Source organism: Thermus thermophilus, assembly GCF_019974155.1.
Lineage (GTDB): Bacteria > Deinococcota > Deinococci > Deinococcales > Thermaceae > Thermus > Thermus thermophilus_C.
The window spans coordinates 625,198-640,212 of record NZ_AP025158.1; the positions used below are offsets into that span (position 1 = coordinate 625,198).

Below are 15,015 nucleotides of genomic sequence, written 5' to 3' on the forward strand. Positions count from 1 at the left end.
TAGGCCTGTGAGCCGCGTGGAGCGCCTACCCAACGGCCTGGTGGTGGCCCTGGAGGAGCGGGACTTTCCCGGGGTCGCCTTCCAGCTTCTGGTCCCCGCCGGGGCGGTGAACGACCCCGAGGGGATGGAGGGGGCGGCCGCCCTCCTCGAGGGGTGGCTCTGGAAGGGGGCGGGGGACCTGGACGCCAGGGCCCTGGCCCAGGCCTTAGACGCCCTGGGGGTGCGGCGGAATAGCGGGGCGGGCCTGGAGTACACCGCCTTCGCCGCCGCCTTCCTCCCCGAGGTCCTGGAGGAGGTCTTCCGCCTCTACGCCCTCCTCCTCACGAGGCCCCGCCTCCCCGAGGAGGGCCTGGAGGCGGTGCGGTCCGTGGCCCTCCAGGCCCTCCTCTCCCTGGAGGACCAGCCCGCAAGGAAGCTCCTTTCTGAGCTTCGCCGGAAGGTCTTCCGCTCCCCCCACGGGCGCGAGCCCCTGGGCCGGGAGGAGGCCCTGAAGGGGGCGAGGGCCGAGGCCCTGAAGGCGGACTACCGGAGGCGCTACACCCCCAAAGGGGCCATCCTCGCCGTGGCGGGAGGGGTTTCCTGGGAGCGGCTTCGCGCCGCCCTCGAGCCCTTCCTCGCCTGGGAGGGGGAGGAGGCCTATTACCCTGCCCCGGAGCTTTCCGAGCCCCACCGCTTCGTCCTCAGGAGGCCCACGGCCCAGGTGCAGATCGGCCTTGCCTACCCCGACGTGGGCCCCGAGGACCCGGGCTTCTACGCCGCAAGGCTTGCCCTGGAGGTCCTCTCCGGGGGGATGAGTAGCCGCCTCTTCACCGAGGTGCGGGAGAAGCGGGGCCTGGTCTACGCCGTGAGCGCCTTCCCCGCGGGGGTCAAGGGCCGGGGCCTCCTCATGGCCTACGCCGGGACCACCAAGGAGCGGGCGGGGGAGACCCTGGAGGTGCTTCGCGCCGAGGTGGAGCGCCTGGCCGAGGGGGTGACGGAGGAGGAGCTTTCCCGGGCCAAGGTGGGCCTGAAGACCGCCTTGGTGATGGCGGACGAGTCCATCAGGAGCCGCGCCGCCTCCATGGCCCGGGACCTCTACATGCTGGGGAGGGTGCGCCCCCTTTCCGAGATTGAGGCCGCCATTGAGGGGACGGGCCTCGAGGCGGTGAACGCGTTCCTCAAGGCCCACCCCTACCGGGACCCCTGGGTGGGGCTTTTGGGGGAGGTGGAGGATGTTTAGGGAAGCCGAGCTCAAAAACGGCCTTCGGGTCATCGCCGAGGTGGTGCCGGGGGCGCGGAGCGTGGCCCTGGGCTACTTCGTGAAGACGGGGGCCCGGGACGAGACCAAGGAGGAGAGCGGGGTGAGCCACTTCCTGGAGCACATGGTCTTCAAGGGCCCCGAGGACATGGACGCCCTCGCCGTGAACCGGGCCTTTGACCGGATGGGGGCCCAGTACAACGCCTTCACCTCCGAGGAGGCCACCGTCTACTACGGGGCGGTCCTCCCCGAGTTCGCCTACGACCTCCTCGGCCTCTTTTCCAAGCTCCTCCGCCCCGCCCTCCGGGAGGAGGACTTCCAGACGGAAAAGCGGGTGATCCTGGAGGAGATCGCCCGCTACCAGGACCGCCCGGGCTTCATGGCCTACGAGTGGGCCCGCGCCCGCTTCTTCCAGGGGCACCCCTTGGGGAATAGCGTCCTGGGGACGCGGGAGAGCATCACCGCCCTCACCCGGGAAGGGATGGCGGCCTACCACAGGAGGCGCTACCTGCCCAAAAACATGGTCCTCGCCGCCACGGGGCGGGTGGACTTTGACCGCCTCCTCGCCGAGGCCGAGCGCCTCACCGAGGCCTGGCCCGAGGGCGAGGCGGAAAGGGCCTACCCGCCCTTAGTCCCCGCCTTCGGGGTGGAGGAGCGCCCCTACGAGAAGGCCCGGGCCCTCTACCTGGTGGCCCTTTTCCCGGGGGTCGCCTACCAGGAGGAGGCCCGCTTCCCCGGCCAGGTCCTCGCCCACCTCCTGGGGGAGGAGGGCTCGGGCCGGCTCCACTTCGCCCTGGTGGACAAAGGCCTCGCCGAGGTGGCCTCCTTCGGCCTCGAGGAGGCCGACCGGGCCGGGACCTTCCACGCCTACCTTCAGGCGGACCCCGCCCGCAAGGGGGAGGTCCTGGCCGTCCTCCAGGAGGAGCTTGCCCGCCTGGGGCGGGAGGGCGTGGGGGAGGAGGAGGTGGAACGGGCCAAGACCCCCCTCGCCACGGGCCTCGTCTTCGCCGGGGAGACCCCCATGCAGCGGCTTTTCCACCTGGGGATGGAGTACCTCTACACCGGGCGCTACCTCTCCTTGGAGGAGGTGAAGGCCAGGGTCCAAAGGGTCACCTCCCGGGAGGTGAACGCCCTTCTGGAGCGGGGCTTCCTGGAGGAGGGGCTTTACTACCTGGTCCTCCCCCATGGAGCCTAGGGCCTTAGGGGCGGCCCTCCTCACCCTCCTCTTTTGGGCGAGCGCCTTCGCCGCGATCCGGGCAGGGCTTGGGGGCCTAAAGCCCGGTCACCTCGTCCTCCTGCGCTTCCTGGTGGCGGGGGCCCTTCTCCTCCTCTACGCCCGCCTCCGGGGGCTTTCGCCCCCCAGGCGGGAGGACCTGCCCCGGCTCTTCCTCCTCGGGTTCTTGGGCATCACCGTCTACCACACCGCCTTGGTCTACGGGGAGCTTACGGTGAGCGCGGGGGCCGCAAGCCTTCTCATCGCCACGGGGCCCGTCTTCACCGCGCTCCTCTCCCACCTCCTCCTGGGGGAAAGGCTTGGGAGGCGGGGGGTTTTGGGCTTCGGCCTCGCCTTTTTGGGCTCCGCCCTCATCGCCTTCGGGGAGGGGGGCGGGGTGGGGCTTAGCCCCGGGGCGCTTCTCGTCCTCCTCGCCGCCCTCTCCACCTCCTTCTACTTCGTCCTGCAAAAGCCCCTCTTCGGCCGCTACGGGAGCGAGGAGATGACCGTCTACACCCTGCTTCTCGGCACCCTGCCCCTTTTCGTCTTCCTCCCGGGGCTTCCCGAGGCCTTGAGGGAGGCGCCGAGGCCCGCCCTCCTCGCCGCGCTTTACCTCGGGGTCTTCCCCGGGGCTTTGGCCTACCTCACCTGGACCTACGCCCTCTCCCGCACCCCGGCCTCCCGCCTCGCCTCCTTCCTCTACCTCTCGCCCCCCTTGGCCGTCCTCATCGCCTACCTGTGGCTTGGGGAGGTGCCCTCCCCCCTTTCCCTCCTGGGCGGGGGGGTCGCCCTCCTCGGGGTCCTCCTGGTGAACCTCAGGGCGTAGAATGGGCCGGGGTGAGCGCCATGGAGGTCAAGCGGATCGGCGTGGTGGGCGCGGGGCAGATGGGAAGCGGCATCGCCCAGGTGGCGGCAAGCGCAGGCTACGAGGTGGTCCTGGTGGACGTGGCCGAGGGCTTCCTGGAAAGGGGCCTCGCCGCCATAAGGCGCTCTTTGGGCAAGTTCCTGGAGAAGGGGAAGATCACCCAGGAGGCCCACGACGAGGCCCTGGGGCGGATCCGGACGAGCCTGAGCCTCGAGGCCCTAAAGGACGCCGACCTCATCGTGGAGGCCATCGTGGAGGACGAGGGGGAGAAGCGGCGGCTCTTTGAGCGCCTGGGGGCCCTGGCCAAGCCCGAGGCCATCCTCGCCAGCAACACCAGCTCCATCCCCATCACCGCCCTCGCCCGCTCCTCGGGGCGGCCGGAGCGCTTCATCGGCATGCACTTTTTCAACCCCGTGCCCCTCATGCCCCTCGTGGAGGTGATCCGGGGGGAGCTCACCTCTGAGGAAACCCGGGACGTGGTGGTGGAGGTGGCGAGGCGCATGGGGAAGACCCCCCTCGAGGTCCAGGACTACCCCGGCTTCGTCTCCAACCGCCTCCTTATGCCCATGATCAACGAGGCCATAGAGGCCCTCCGCGAGGGGGTGGCCACCAAGGAGGCCATTGACGGCATCATGCGCCTGGGGATGAACCACCCCATGGGGCCCTTGGAGCTTGCCGACTTCATCGGCCTGGACACCTGCCTCGCCATCATGGAGGTGCTCCACCGGGGCTTTGGGGACGACAAGTACCGGCCTTCCCCCCTCCTTCGCCGCATGGTCCAGGCGGGGCTTTTGGGCCGCAAGACGGGGCGGGGCTTTTACACCTACGACGAGAAGGGGAACAAGGTGGGCTGAGCGCCCTGCGCGGGGGCCCCGAAAGGGCTTCGCTCTGGAAACTCTTCCAAGCCAGGGGGTATACTGGGGCCATGGAGCTTCCCCGCGCGTTCGGCCTCCTCCTCCACCCCACGAGCCTCCCCGGCCCCTACGGCGTGGGCGTCCTGGGCCAGGAGGCCCGGGACTTCCTGCGCTTCCTCAAGGAGGCGGGGGGGCAGTACTGGCAGGTCCTCCCCTTGGGCCCCACGGGCTACGGCGACTCCCCCTACCAGTCCTTCAGCGCCTTCGCCGGAAACCCCTACCTGGTAGACCTCAGGCCCCTCGCAAAGCGGGGCTACGTGCGCCTGGAAGACCCCGGCTTCCCCCAAGGCCGGGTGGACTACGGCCTCCTCTACGCCTGGAAGTGGCCCGCGCTTAAGGAGGCCTTCCGGGGCTTCCAGGAAAAGGCCCCCCCGGAGGAGCGGGAGGACTTCGCCGCCTTCCGGGAAAAGGAGGCCTGGTGGCTTGAGGACTACGCCCTCTTCATGGCCCTAAAGGGGGCGCACGGGGGGCTTCCCTGGAACCGGTGGCCCCTTCCCCTGAGGAAGCGGGAAGAGCAGGCCCTGAGGGAGGCGAAAAGCGCCCTGGCCGAGGAGGTGGCCTTCCACGCCTTCACCCAGTGGCTCTTCTTCCGCCAGTGGGGGGCCCTGAAGGCGGAGGCCGAGGCGTTGGGCATCCGGATCCTCGGGGACATGCCCATCTTCGTGGCCGAGGACTCCGCCGAGGTCTGGGCCCACCCCGAGTGGTTTCACCTGGACGAGGAGGGCCGCCCCACGGTGGTGGCCGGGGTGCCCCCCGACTACTTCTCGGAGACGGGCCAGCGCTGGGGCAACCCCCTCTACCGCTGGGACGTCCTGGAGCGGGAGGGGTTTTCCTTCTGGATCCGCCGCCTGGAAAAGGCCCTGGAGCTCTTCCACCTGGTGCGCATAGACCACTTCCGCGGCTTTGAGGCCTACTGGGAGATCCCCGCAAGCTGCCCCACGGCGGTGGAGGGGCGTTGGGTCAAGGCCCCGGGGGAGAAGCTTTTCCAGAAGATCCAGGAAACTTTCGGCCAGGTGCCCATCCTGGCCGAGGACCTGGGGGTCATCACCCCTGAGGTGGAGGCCTTGCGCGACCGCTTCGGCCTTCCCGGGATGAAGGTCCTCCAGTTCGCCTTTGACGACGGGATGGAAAACCCCTTCCTCCCCCACAACTACCCTTCCCACGGCCGGGTGGTGGTCTACACCGGCACCCACGATAACGACACCACCCTGGGCTGGTACCGCACGGCCACCCCCCACGAGAAGGCCTTCATGGCGCGCTATTTGGCGGACTGGGGGATTTTCTTCCGGGAAGAGGAGGAGGTGCCCTGGGCCCTGATGCGCCTGGGGATGAAGTCCGTGGCCCGGCTCGCCGTCTACCCGGTGCAGGACGTCCTGGCCTTGGGCAGCGAGGCCCGGATGAACTACCCGGGAAGGCCCTCGGGCAACTGGGCCTGGCGGCTCCTTCCGGGAGAGCTTTCCCCGGAGCACGGGGAAAGGCTTAGGGCCATGGCCGAGGCCACGGAACGGCTCTAGGCGAACCAGCCCGAAGGAGGGGGGCGCCGCTTGTAGAGGCGGCGCTCCGCCTCTATGGCCGCCCGGATCTCCTGGTACTCCTTGAGGAGGCGCTCCAGGGTGGGGGGGTCGGGGTTTTGGGCGAGGGCCGCCTTGACCTTGGCGAGCCGCTCCTGGAGGTAGGCTTCCCGCAAACGGGCCAGGGTGTGGTCCAGCTTCTCCTGGAGCCTGGGGTCCTCCCCCCGGGGCGCGAGGAGCAGGCGCTCAAAGAGCCTTCCTCCTTCCTCCCGCTGGCTTAGGACGCGGCGGAGGTGGTCCCGCCGGGGCTCCCTCCGGGCCAGGGCGAGGAAGTCCCCGAGGAAGGAACCCTCCGGGGGCCAGACCTGGGTCTCCACGTGGTCCACGAGCTCCAGGAAGCGTTCCTCCGGGGCGGAGAGGAGGAGGGCGATGGCGTCCAGCTCCAAAAGGAGGGTCTTGTTGCCAGGGGTGGGGGGTGGGGGCGGTGGGGGAGGGGCGGGCCGCCCCCGGGTCCTAAGGCTCGCCAGGTAGTCCTCGAGGCTCTTGGGGGAAAGGCCCAGGCGCTCCACCACCAGGGCCTTGAGCCGTTCGGCCACGGGGTCAAAGGGCTCCGGGGAGAGCATCCTGGGGGTGAGGGCCTCGAGGACCTTCCGCTTGTGCTCGGGCCGGGAGAGGTCCAGGCCCCGGCTCGCCTCCTCAAAGCGAAAGGCCACCTCCGGGAGGGCCTCCTCCAGGGCCTTCTGGAAGAGGGCCCTTCCCTCGGGGTGGAGGAGGAGCTCCCCCGGGTCCTTGGCGGGGAGGCGGACGGCGTAGAAGAGGAACCTGGGGGCGAGCTCCAGGTTCAGGCTCTGCAAGGTGGCCTTCTGCCCGGCCTCGTCGGCGTCAAAGGCCAGGTAGACCTCCAAGACCCCCGCCTTCTTGAGGAGGAGGGCCTGCCCCTCGGAGAGGCCCGAGCCCAGCACGGCCACCGTCTCCGGGAAGCCCAGCTGGTGCAGGGCGATGGCGTCAAAGAGCCCCTCCACCACGATGGCCCGGCCTTCCCTCAAGGCGGGCCGGGCCTCGGGGTAGGCGAAGAGGACCTCCTGCTTGCGGAAAAGGGGGGTTTCGGGGGTGTTCAGGTACTTGGGCCCGTCCTCCCCCAGGGCCCTCCCGGTGAAGGCCACGATGCGCCCGAAGGCGTCCTTGATGGGGAAGGTGATGCGGTGGCGGAAGCGGTCAAAGATGCGCCCCTGCCGCTCCGCCAGCACCCCGGCCCGCACGCCCTCCTCCGGGGCCACCCCGTGCCGGGCGAGGAAGGCCACGAGCCCGTCCCCCTTGGGCGGGGCGTAACCCAGGCCGAAGCGGGCCACGCTCTCCTCCGTGAGGCCCCTCTTCCTCAGGTAGGCCAGGGCCTCGGGGTGGGCGTTGAGGTGCTCCAGGAAGTAGGTTTGGGCCAGGGCCAGGACCTCGAGGAGCTCCCGGCGCCTTTCCGGGGCCTTCCGCCGGGGAAGCTCCACCCCCGCCTCCTCCGCGAGCCTTTCCAAGGCCTCGGGGAAGTCCAGCCCCTCCGCCCTTTGGACGAAGGCGAAGAGGTCGCCCCCGGCCTTGCACCCGAAGCAGTAGAAGAGGCCCTTCTCCTCGTCCACGTAGAAGGAGGGGGTCTTCTCCTGGTGGAAGGGGCAGAGGCCCTTCCAGCGGCCGCGGCCCGCCGGCTTCAGGGCCACGTAGCGGGAGACCACCTCCCGCAAGGAGAGGCGGGACTTGATCAGCTCCACCGCCTGGCCCGCGTCCATGCCGCCCCCCTACGCCAAAGCCTCCTGACCCACCTCCCCAGGATACCGTACCCCTCCAGGTCCTCGGCGGCTTCCTGGCCCTGGAGGGCGGCCTTCCAGGCGCGGGTGAGGGGGAGGGAGGGGGTGAAGCCCAAAAGGTGGTCCACCCGCTCCCCCGTTTCCAGAAGGAGCTGGGCTCGGAGGAGGCGGGCCACCTCCAGGTGGACGAGGAAGCCCGTTTTGTGGGTGTGGTAGAGGAGGTGTTGGGAGAGGGCCTGGGCTTTCCGCGGCGCCTTGGGCCAGAGGTAGAGGGCCAGGGAGGAGAGGGCGAGGTGGTGGAGGTAAGGGTTGGGCAGGCGCCGGGCCTCCTTGAGGACCTCCTTGAAGAGGGGCACCGGGTCCTCCCCCCGCCGCCAGCGGCGGTGGGCCAGGGCCAGAAGGGCGAGGCCCCGGCCGTCCGGGTGGGCCAGGGCCTCCCGGAAGAGGGCCTCGGGGAAGCGGTCCTTTAGGGTCCAGGCGCCGAGGAGGGCGGCGGCCATCCAGGGGTGGGGGGTCTTGGCGTAAAGCCCTTCCCCCTCCTCCAGGGCCTGGGCCAGCCTCCCCGTCTCCAGGAGGAGGCGGAGGCGGGCGGCGCCGAAGCGGGCCCGGGCCTCGAGGCCCTCGGGGAGGGGGCCCTCGAGGAGGGGCTCGGCCTCCGCGTGCCGCCCCAGGTCCATGAGGAGGCCCGCCTTGAGGCTTTGGTGCTCCAGGACGGGGTCCGGGGGAAGCGCGGGGTGGGGGGGTTCGGCGAGGACCGCCAGGGCCTCCCGGGGCCGGAAGGCCCGCCAGAGGAGGCCCGCGAGGAGAAGCCGGGCCTCGGCCTGCTCCAGGGGGTAAGGCTTGAGGGCGGGGAGGAGGGCGAGGAGGGCCTCCGCCTCGGGGCGGGCGCGGAGCTCGCGGTAGCGGGCAAGCACAGCGTCCTCCCGCCTTGGCCCCGAGGCCGCTTCTTCCGCCCGGCCCAGGGAGGCGAGGGCGTCCTGGGCCTCCGCGGCCAAGGAGGCCCGCCAGCCGGGCGGGGCGAGCCCTTCCGCCTTTTGGTAGAGGGGGAGGGCCCGGTCGGGGTGGCCCTCCCGCCACAGGGCCTGGGCCTGGACGCGGAGGAGGTGGGCGGCCTCCCGGGCCTCGCCCGCCTCGGCCAGGTGGTGGGCGGCCTCCTCCAGGCGCCCCTGGGCGGCGAGAAGCCTGGCGGCGAGCCGGCGCCACTGGGTTCGCTCCTCCTCGGGGACGAGGCGCCGCGCGGCCTCGGCGAGGGGGGGCGGGACGCGCCCGTGGACCAGAAGGCCCTCCGCCACGAGCCGTTCCCGGGAGAAGGGCCCGGCGATGGCCTCCACCACCTCGGGGGGCACCTCCCCCAGGACCCCCATGGCGAGGAGGGCGGTGCGCTCGGGGACGGGGAGGGCGTCCAAGGCGGGCTGGAGGGCGAGGAGGGGCGGGGCCTCGAGGCCCTCCAGGCCGAGGCGGGCGGGGAAGAGGGGCCTGCGGCTTTCCGCGAGCACCAGGAGGTTTTCCGGCATCTGCCCCAGGAAGCGCTCCAGGGTGCGGTCCGGGTAGTGGAGGTCCTGGAGGAGGAGGAGAAGGGGCGTCTTTAGCCCCATTAGGGCCTCCCGCCAGGCGGCGAGGATGGCCTCGTCCAGCGCGCGCTTCTCCCACGGGGGCCTGGGGGCGAGGCCGAGGCTGTAGGCCAAAGCTTCGGCCAGGCCCTCGGGGAGGTTCCGGAGGAGGGCCTCCGGGGCGCCGAAGGCCTCGGTCACCGCCCGGTAGAGGGTGGCCCGGAGGGGCATCTCGGGCCCCATGCGCTGAAGCCGCACCGTGGGGAAGGGAAGGCCCCGGGCCCGCCTTTCGCGGAAGACCTCGAGGAGAAAGCTCTTCCCGCTTCCCGCAGGCCCGTGGACCACCAGGCGCCTTTCCGTAAAAAGGCGCGCCTCCAGGGTCTGGAGGAGGGGCCTGCGGTGGGGCGGGAGGTCCAGGGCAAGCCGGACCAGGCGGTAGACAGGCACCTGGCCCATCCCCTTGACCTCCCGGCTTCCCAGAAGCGCCCCCTCCGCCCCGGGGGCGAGGCGCAGGGTGGTGGCCTCGGTGAGGACCTCCCCGGGGGCGGCGAGCTTGGAGAGGCGCTCGGCCAGGTTCACCGGGGGGCCGAGGAGGGTGGGCTCCCCGGCGTACCCGCTGCCCAAGGGCCCCCAGAGGGCCTCCCCGCTCGCCACCCCGGCCCGGGCGGGGAAGGGGGAGTGCCGGACCATGTCCCAGGCGGCGGCCAGGGCCCGCCAAGGCTCGAGGCCCTGGCTCCTGGGGGCCCCGAAGAAGACCAGGACCCCGTCCCCCAGGAAGCGGTGGACGAACCCCCCCCGGGCCCGGGCCCGGCCTGCGGCCTCCTCGAGGGCCTCCCTTAGGCGCCGGTAGGCCGGGGAAAGCCCCTGGCGGAAGGCCTCGGTGGAGTTCGCCAGGTCAAAGAAGACCACGCTCACGAACCGGGTCTCCCGGGGAAGCTTCGCCCCGAGGAGCTGGCCGCAGGCCAGGCAGTACCGGGCCTCGGGGGGGTTCTTCTGGCCGCAGGCGCAGCGCACGCTTACTCCCGGAAGAGCATCAGGGGGGGCCAGAGGAGGACCTCGGCCTCCTCGGGCATGGGGCCTTCCCAGTGGACCACCACGGGAAGCCCCCGGGCCAAAAGGAGGTAAAACCCCTCCTCCAGAGGACGCGCCGGGCCCACGAGGCGGTAGGCCGCCCCTTCCCGGAAGACGCCCTCCTTCCCCTGGGCCCGGGCGACCTTTCGGGCGAGGCCGTGGAAGAGGACCCGCGCTTCCCCCACCGGGGCCGGGGGCGCGCCCCGGTCCATGGCGTAGACGAACCCCGCCGGGGTCTGGACCTCGAGGAGCGGGCTCCCCCAGGGCTCGGGGTAGAGCCTCACCTCCACCCGGTGGGCGGCGAAGCGGGCCAGGAACTCCTCCGGGCTTTCCTCCACAGGCCTCATGCCCCTCAGTCTAAGGGGTGGGCCAAGGCCAGGGCGAGGGCCAGGGCCGCCTTCTTGTCCAGGTACTGGTTGCCGTTGCCGCACTTGGGGGAGAGGACGCACCGAGGGCAGCCCTCCTCGCAGGGGCAGGAGCGGAGGAGGTCCAGGGTGGCCTTGAGCCACTCGGGGAAGCGCCGGGCCGCCCGGCGGGCGTACCCTACCCCCCCGGGGTAGCCGTCGTAGATGAAGACCGTGGGCCCGCCCGGGGAGGGGAGGGGCCTGGGGTAGAAGGGGTAGGAGATCCCGCCCACGTCCTGCCGCTCCGCCAGGACGAAGAGGGGCAAGAGGCCGATCATGGCGTGCTCCAGGGCGTGGATCCCTCCGGGGATCTGGAAGGCGGGGACGGCCTCGGGCGGGTGGAACCAGAGCGCCTCCGTGGGGAAGGAGACCTCCGGCATCTCCAGGGGCACCTCCTCCAGGACGCTCCCCGTGTAGAAGCGCTTCTTCACGTACCCCACCACCCGCTCCCTCAGGACCACCCGGCCCACCCACACCCCGGGGCCCACCTCCTCCCCGGAGAGGACCTCGAGGTCCGTCTCCGCCCGGGGCTCGGTGTAGTAGTCCTCCAGGGCGGGAAGGAGCCAGACCTCGCGCCGGGCCAGGTCCACGTTGCGCACCAGGTAGCTCTCCCCCTGGTGCAGGTAGATGGCCCCGGGGTGGGCCTCCCAGTAGGCCTGCCGCTCGTCCAGGTAGCCCAACACCTCCCCGTCCGGGCCCCGCAGGGTGAAGGTGGCGCCGAGGCCCCTCAGGGTGATCTCCCGGTGGGGGTTGGGCTTCGGGGTGAAGAACCGCCCGTTCCGCTCCTTTAAGGTGGCCCGGGCCTCGGGGCAGAGGAGCTCCTCCGCCGATAGGGGCTTTTCCCGGGCCGCCGCGTGGAGGTGCAGGGGGCAGAGGACGGGGTTTTGCGGGTCCGCCACCGCCTCCTCGGGCGGGCTTTCCAGGAGGAGGGCGGGGCGGTGGAGGAAGTACTCGTCCATGGGGTCCTCCCGGGGGATGTAGACCAAGAGGGCCCGCCGTTCCCCCCGGCCCGCCCGGCCCGCCCGCTGCCAGAAGGCGGCGGTGGAACCCGGGTAGCCCACCAGGACCACGGCGTCCAGCTCCCCGATGTCCACTCCAAGCTCCAGGGCGCTGGTGGAGACCAGGACCCGCACCCGCCCCTCCTTGAGGTCCGCCTCCAGGCGGCGGCGCTCCCGGGCCGTGTACCCCGCCCGGTAAGGCCGCACCAGGGGGTGGGCGGCGTAGCGGGCGATGAGCTCCGCCGACTTGCGGGCCCCGGCGAAGACGAGCCCCTTGAGCCCTGCCTCCGCCAGGCGCCGGGCCAGGTAGGCCGCCTCGAGGAGGGGGCTCCGCCTGCGCTCCCCCCTCCGGTCCAAGGGCTTGGGGAGGAGGACGAGGAGTTCCCGCTCCGTCCGGGCCACCTGGGCTTTGAGCTCCTCAAAGGGGAGGCCCGTGAGGGCTTCCGCGTGCTCCCGGGCGTTGGCGATGGTGGCGCTTGCGGCGAGGACCTGGGGGGAGGCCCCGTAGTGCCGGGCCAGGCGGAGGAGGCGCCTCAGGATCAGGGCCACGTGGGTGCCGAACACCCCCCGGTAGGCGTGGAGCTCGTCCAGAACCACGTAGCGGAGCCGGGCGAGGAAGGGGGCCCAGTCCGGGTGGCGGGGCAGGAGGCCGTAGTGGAGCATGTCGGGGTTGGAGAGGAGGACGAGGCCCCGCTCCCGGGCCTGCCGCCGGGTGGCGGAGGGGGTGTCCCCGTCGTAGGGGAAGACGCCCTCCACCCCCAGGACCTGGGCCATGGCCCGGAGGCGGCGGAGCTGGTCGTGGGCCAAGGCCTTGGTGGGGAAGAGGAGGAGGCTCGTGGCCCCCTCGAGGGCGGCCTGCAACACCGGGGCCTGGTAGACCAGGCTTTTCCCGGCGGCGGTGGGGTAGGCGAGGACCACGTTGGCCCCCGCCTCCACCTGCTTTAGGGCCCTTTTTTGGTGGAGGTAGGGCGTGAGGCCCAGGGCCTGGAGGACCCCGGCGAAGGCCCCCTCGTAGGGCGCGGGCCTTGGGGGGGCCTTGGGGAGGAGGCGGGCGAAGACCACCCTCCCCTTGAACTCCTCCTCCGCCTCCAGCCACTCCCGGTAGCTGGAATAGCCCCGAAGCGGCTCGGGCAGCACCCCCTTATTATGGGGGCATGATCCTCACCACGACCTCGGAGGTGCAGGGAAGGCGGATAGAGCGGTACCTGGGCATCGTCTTCGGGGAGGCCATCGTGGGGGCCAACGTCCTGAGGGACCTCCTGGCCCAGATCCGGGACCTCGTGGGTGGGCGCAGCGGGGCGTACGAGGCGGAGCTCCGCCGGGCGCGGGAGACCGCCCTCGCCGAGATGGCCGAGGCCGCCCGCCGCCTGGGGGCGGACGCGGTGGTGGGCGTGGACCTGGACTACGAGGTCCTGGGTTCGGGGAACTCCATGCTCATGGTGACGGCGAGCGGCACCGCCGTGAAGCTCGCCCCTTAGAGCATCCCCGCCAGGAAGCCCTCTTCCCGGATGGTGCGGATCAGGTCCATGACGGTGAGGGTCTGGGGGTCGTACTCCACCAGGACCTGGGCGGGCCCCGTGGCCTGGGCCTGGCTCACCCCTTCCAGGCCCCTCAGGGCCTTTAGGATCCGCTCCATCCCCTCGGGGGTGGGCTCCCCCCGGATGCCGATGAGCACGCGGTTCATACCCCTCCTATTCTAGGACGCCCCGGGTCTCGCCCCGCGCGCCCCGGCTCCCCAGAACCCGCACCGCGAGGACCAGGGGGCCGAGGGCGAAGCCCTCCGCCTTCAGGGCCTCCTCCAGCTCCTTGCGTTCGGGGTCCAGGTGGAGGGCCACCTCGTAGACCCCGGCGTCGTAGGCGCTCTTCACCACCGCCCGGAGGAGGCCCCTTAGGGCCTCCACGCTCCTTCCCTCAATCCGGGTGACGAGGACCGTGGTGGCCTCCCCTTGCCACACCGCCTGGGCCAGGGCGAAGCCCATGGGCTCCTCCCCCTCCTCGGCGAGAAAGGAGTGGCCCGTGCGGGCGAAGTGGCGGAGGGCGCCGAGGCTTACGGGCCTCCCTCCCGCCACCAGGTTGAGCCGCTCTAGGTCCTCCTCGGTGAAGGGGCGGAAGCGCATGGCCCCATTATCTCCGAAAGCGCAGGGCCTCGAGGAGAAGCACCAGGGCGGCGAGGAGGGCGAGGAAGCGGCCCGCTCCCCCCGGGCTTCGGGGGAGGAAGCCCGCCTCGGGGGTGGGGAGGAGGGTCTCCTCGGGGGCGAGGAGGCCGGTGCGCGCCTCCCGGTAGGGCTTGAGGAAGTTGTAGACGAGAAGGGGAAAGAAGGGGCGGTCCTGTACGGCCACAAGGGGCGGGAGGTAGAGCCCCCCTTCCGCGGCGTAGAGGAGCCCCACCCCTCCTTCCCCCTCGGCCAGGGGCTGCCAAGGGCCTTTGGGGGGCGGGGGCGGGGGGAGGCTCTCCCCAAGGAGGGCCACCCCCTCCAGGAGGGGGTGGGGGGCGGTGAGGAGGACGGGAAGGGGGCTTCCCCCTTCGGGGGCGAGGTAGAGGGTGGGGCCTTCGGGGGCGCCTTGGGGCGTGGCGAGGCGCACCCGGACCTCGCTTCCAGGGAAGGCGTCCAGGAGGCGGAAAAGCCTTTCCAGGGCGGGAAGCCTCGGGTAGTCCACCCCGAGGCGCCTTAGGCCGAAGGCGGCCTCGTCGTCCAGGGGAAGGGCGTCTTCTCCTAGGAGCCGGGCGGAGAAGGCTTGGGGGAGGCCCTGAAGGCGGGCGTAGCCCCGGGGGGGGACTTCTATCCGGAAAGTCTTCCCCCCCACCTCCACCTGGGCCAGGAGGGGGCGGCCTGCGCCGTTGCCCAGGGCCAAAAACCCCGCCGCCACCGCCACGATCCCCAGGTTCTCCCTAGGGCTTCCCACGCCCACGTACCCCTCCACCCCGGGGGGCGGGGGGCCGTCCGTGGCCACCACCACCGGGGCCTTAAGGAGCCGCCGCCCCAGGGCGATGGCCGCCTCCAGGTCCCCTTTCCGGTCCTTGGCCTCCAGGGCGAGGAGCTTCTCCTTTAGGGCGATCCCGGGGGCGGGGCCGAAGGCTTCGGGCCTCTCCCCGGCCCGCACCAAGACCGCTTCCGGAGACCTTTCCAAAAGGGGGAGGACCCTCTCCTTGGCGAGGTCCAGCCGGGTTCCCTTCCCCTCCCTTGCGGCCATGCTGGCCGAGGCGTCCACCACCAGGACCAAGGGGCCTGGGGCGAGGGGGGGGTCCTCGAGGGCGAGGACCATGAGGGCCGCCCCCAGGAGGAGGAGGAGAAGCCTCAGGTCAAGCCGGGGCCGGAAGCGCCTCGCCCGCCCCCTCTTCCAAAGCCACACCCCGGCCCAGGGCCTCGCCCTTGGGGCCCGCCTCCGGTAGAGGAGGTAGACCAGAAGGAGGACGGGAAGGAGGAGCCAGAGCACCCTGCCCTAAGGCTACCCCTGTTAGAG

The 15,015-nt window shown here is 71.7% G+C and carries 13 protein-coding genes; 6 read left to right on the top strand and 7 right to left on the bottom strand.

From position 1 onward, the window contains the following. Positions 1-7: 7 nt before the first annotated feature. The 5 genes from TthTMY_RS03520 (at position 8) to malQ (ending at position 5,743) form a co-directional block, all read left to right on the top strand. The gene (locus tag TthTMY_RS03520) at positions 8-1,219 is read left to right on the top strand and encodes a M16 family metallopeptidase (protein ID WP_096413151.1); all 1,212 of its coding nucleotides are present in this window, start codon (positions 8-10) and stop codon (positions 1,217-1,219) included. Continuing rightward, a complete protein-coding gene (locus TthTMY_RS03525) occupies positions 1,212-2,432 on the top strand; it encodes a M16 family metallopeptidase (protein WP_096412505.1) in 1,221 nt (406 codons plus the stop codon). The genes TthTMY_RS03520 and TthTMY_RS03525 overlap by 8 nt, the downstream gene beginning before the upstream one ends. Next, positions 2,422-3,276, top strand: coding sequence for a DMT family transporter (locus tag TthTMY_RS03530; RefSeq protein ID WP_223903417.1), 855 nt, complete (start codon positions 2,422-2,424; stop codon positions 3,274-3,276). The genes TthTMY_RS03525 and TthTMY_RS03530 overlap by 11 nt, the downstream gene beginning before the upstream one ends. 20 nt (positions 3,277-3,296) lie before the next feature. After that, on the top strand, positions 3,297-4,169 hold the full coding sequence (locus tag TthTMY_RS03535; RefSeq protein WP_096413154.1) for a 3-hydroxyacyl-CoA dehydrogenase family protein: 873 nt from the start codon (positions 3,297-3,299) through the stop codon (positions 4,167-4,169). Between the two features lie 71 nt (positions 4,170-4,240). After that, a complete protein-coding gene (malQ, locus tag TthTMY_RS03540; RefSeq protein ID WP_096412507.1) occupies positions 4,241-5,743 on the top strand; it encodes a 4-alpha-glucanotransferase in 1,503 nt (500 codons plus the stop codon). On the opposite strand, the gene dnaG is transcribed toward malQ, so the two are convergent. The 4 genes from dnaG to TthTMY_RS03560 are packed head-to-tail and all read right to left on the bottom strand — an operon-like array spanning position 5,740 to position 12,690. Next, the gene (gene dnaG, locus TthTMY_RS03545) at positions 5,740-7,512 is read right to left on the bottom strand and encodes a DNA primase (protein WP_223903418.1); all 1,773 of its coding nucleotides are present in this window, start codon (positions 7,510-7,512) and stop codon (positions 5,740-5,742) included. The two genes, malQ and dnaG, sit on opposite strands and share 4 nt — an antisense overlap. Beyond that, positions 7,485-10,094: an AAA family ATPase gene (locus TthTMY_RS03550; protein WP_172844685.1), complete on the bottom strand. Its 2,610-nt coding sequence runs from the start codon at positions 10,092-10,094 to the stop codon at positions 7,485-7,487. The genes dnaG and TthTMY_RS03550 overlap by 28 nt, the downstream gene beginning before the upstream one ends. 2 nt (positions 10,095-10,096) lie before the next feature. After that, entirely contained in the window at positions 10,097-10,498 is a 402-nt protein-coding gene (locus TthTMY_RS03555) for a hypothetical protein (RefSeq protein ID WP_096412514.1), read from the bottom strand. A gap of 5 nt (positions 10,499-10,503) precedes the next feature. Then, the gene (locus tag TthTMY_RS03560; RefSeq protein ID WP_096412516.1) at positions 10,504-12,690 is read right to left on the bottom strand and encodes a DEAD/DEAH box helicase; all 2,187 of its coding nucleotides are present in this window, start codon (positions 12,688-12,690) and stop codon (positions 10,504-10,506) included. 17 nt (positions 12,691-12,707) lie between these two features. On the opposite strand from TthTMY_RS03560, the gene TthTMY_RS03565 reads away from it, so the two are divergent. Further along, positions 12,708-13,031 (top strand): heavy metal-binding domain-containing protein, encoded by a 324-nt coding sequence (locus tag TthTMY_RS03565; RefSeq protein ID WP_096412519.1) that lies wholly within the window; start codon positions 12,708-12,710, stop codon positions 13,029-13,031. Here the strand turns inward: TthTMY_RS03565 and TthTMY_RS03570 are convergent. Genes TthTMY_RS03570 through TthTMY_RS03580 form a run of 3 tightly spaced genes read right to left on the bottom strand, consistent with a single transcriptional unit; the run spans position 13,028 to position 14,988 of the window. Then, the gene (locus TthTMY_RS03570) at positions 13,028-13,237 is read right to left on the bottom strand and encodes a heavy-metal-associated domain-containing protein (protein WP_096412521.1); all 210 of its coding nucleotides are present in this window, start codon (positions 13,235-13,237) and stop codon (positions 13,028-13,030) included. The two genes, TthTMY_RS03565 and TthTMY_RS03570, sit on opposite strands and share 4 nt — an antisense overlap. A 7-nt stretch (positions 13,238-13,244) precedes the next feature. Then, positions 13,245-13,670 carry a DUF1999 family protein gene (locus TthTMY_RS03575; RefSeq protein ID WP_096412524.1) on the bottom strand — a complete coding sequence of 142 codons (426 nt, stop codon included), beginning with the start codon at positions 13,668-13,670 and terminating at the stop codon, positions 13,245-13,247. Between the two features lie 7 nt (positions 13,671-13,677). After that, a complete protein-coding gene (locus TthTMY_RS03580; protein ID WP_096412527.1) occupies positions 13,678-14,988 on the bottom strand; it encodes a vWA domain-containing protein in 1,311 nt (436 codons plus the stop codon). Between the last annotated feature and the right edge of the window lie 27 nt (positions 14,989-15,015).

Excerpts from the sequence above, each read along its gene's own strand:
- dnaG (WP_223903418.1), bottom strand. The coding sequence starts at position 7,512 with ATGGACGCGGGCCAGGCGGTGGAGCTGATCAAGTCCCGCCTCTCCTTG.
- TthTMY_RS03525 (WP_096412505.1), top strand. The coding sequence starts at position 1,212 with ATGTTTAGGGAAGCCGAGCTCAAAAACGGCCTTCGGGTCATCGCCGAG.
- TthTMY_RS03565 (WP_096412519.1), top strand. The coding sequence starts at position 12,708 with ATGATCCTCACCACGACCTCGGAGGTGCAGGGAAGGCGGATAGAGCGG.
- TthTMY_RS03530 (WP_223903417.1), top strand. The coding sequence starts at position 2,422 with ATGGAGCCTAGGGCCTTAGGGGCGGCCCTCCTCACCCTCCTCTTTTGG.
- TthTMY_RS03570 (WP_096412521.1), bottom strand. The coding sequence starts at position 13,237 with ATGAACCGCGTGCTCATCGGCATCCGGGGGGAGCCCACCCCCGAGGGG.
- TthTMY_RS03555 (WP_096412514.1), bottom strand. The coding sequence starts at position 10,498 with ATGAGGCCTGTGGAGGAAAGCCCGGAGGAGTTCCTGGCCCGCTTCGCC.
- TthTMY_RS03535 (WP_096413154.1), top strand. The coding sequence starts at position 3,297 with ATGGAGGTCAAGCGGATCGGCGTGGTGGGCGCGGGGCAGATGGGAAGC.
- TthTMY_RS03575 (WP_096412524.1), bottom strand. The coding sequence starts at position 13,670 with ATGCGCTTCCGCCCCTTCACCGAGGAGGACCTAGAGCGGCTCAACCTG.
- malQ (WP_096412507.1), top strand. The coding sequence starts at position 4,241 with ATGGAGCTTCCCCGCGCGTTCGGCCTCCTCCTCCACCCCACGAGCCTC.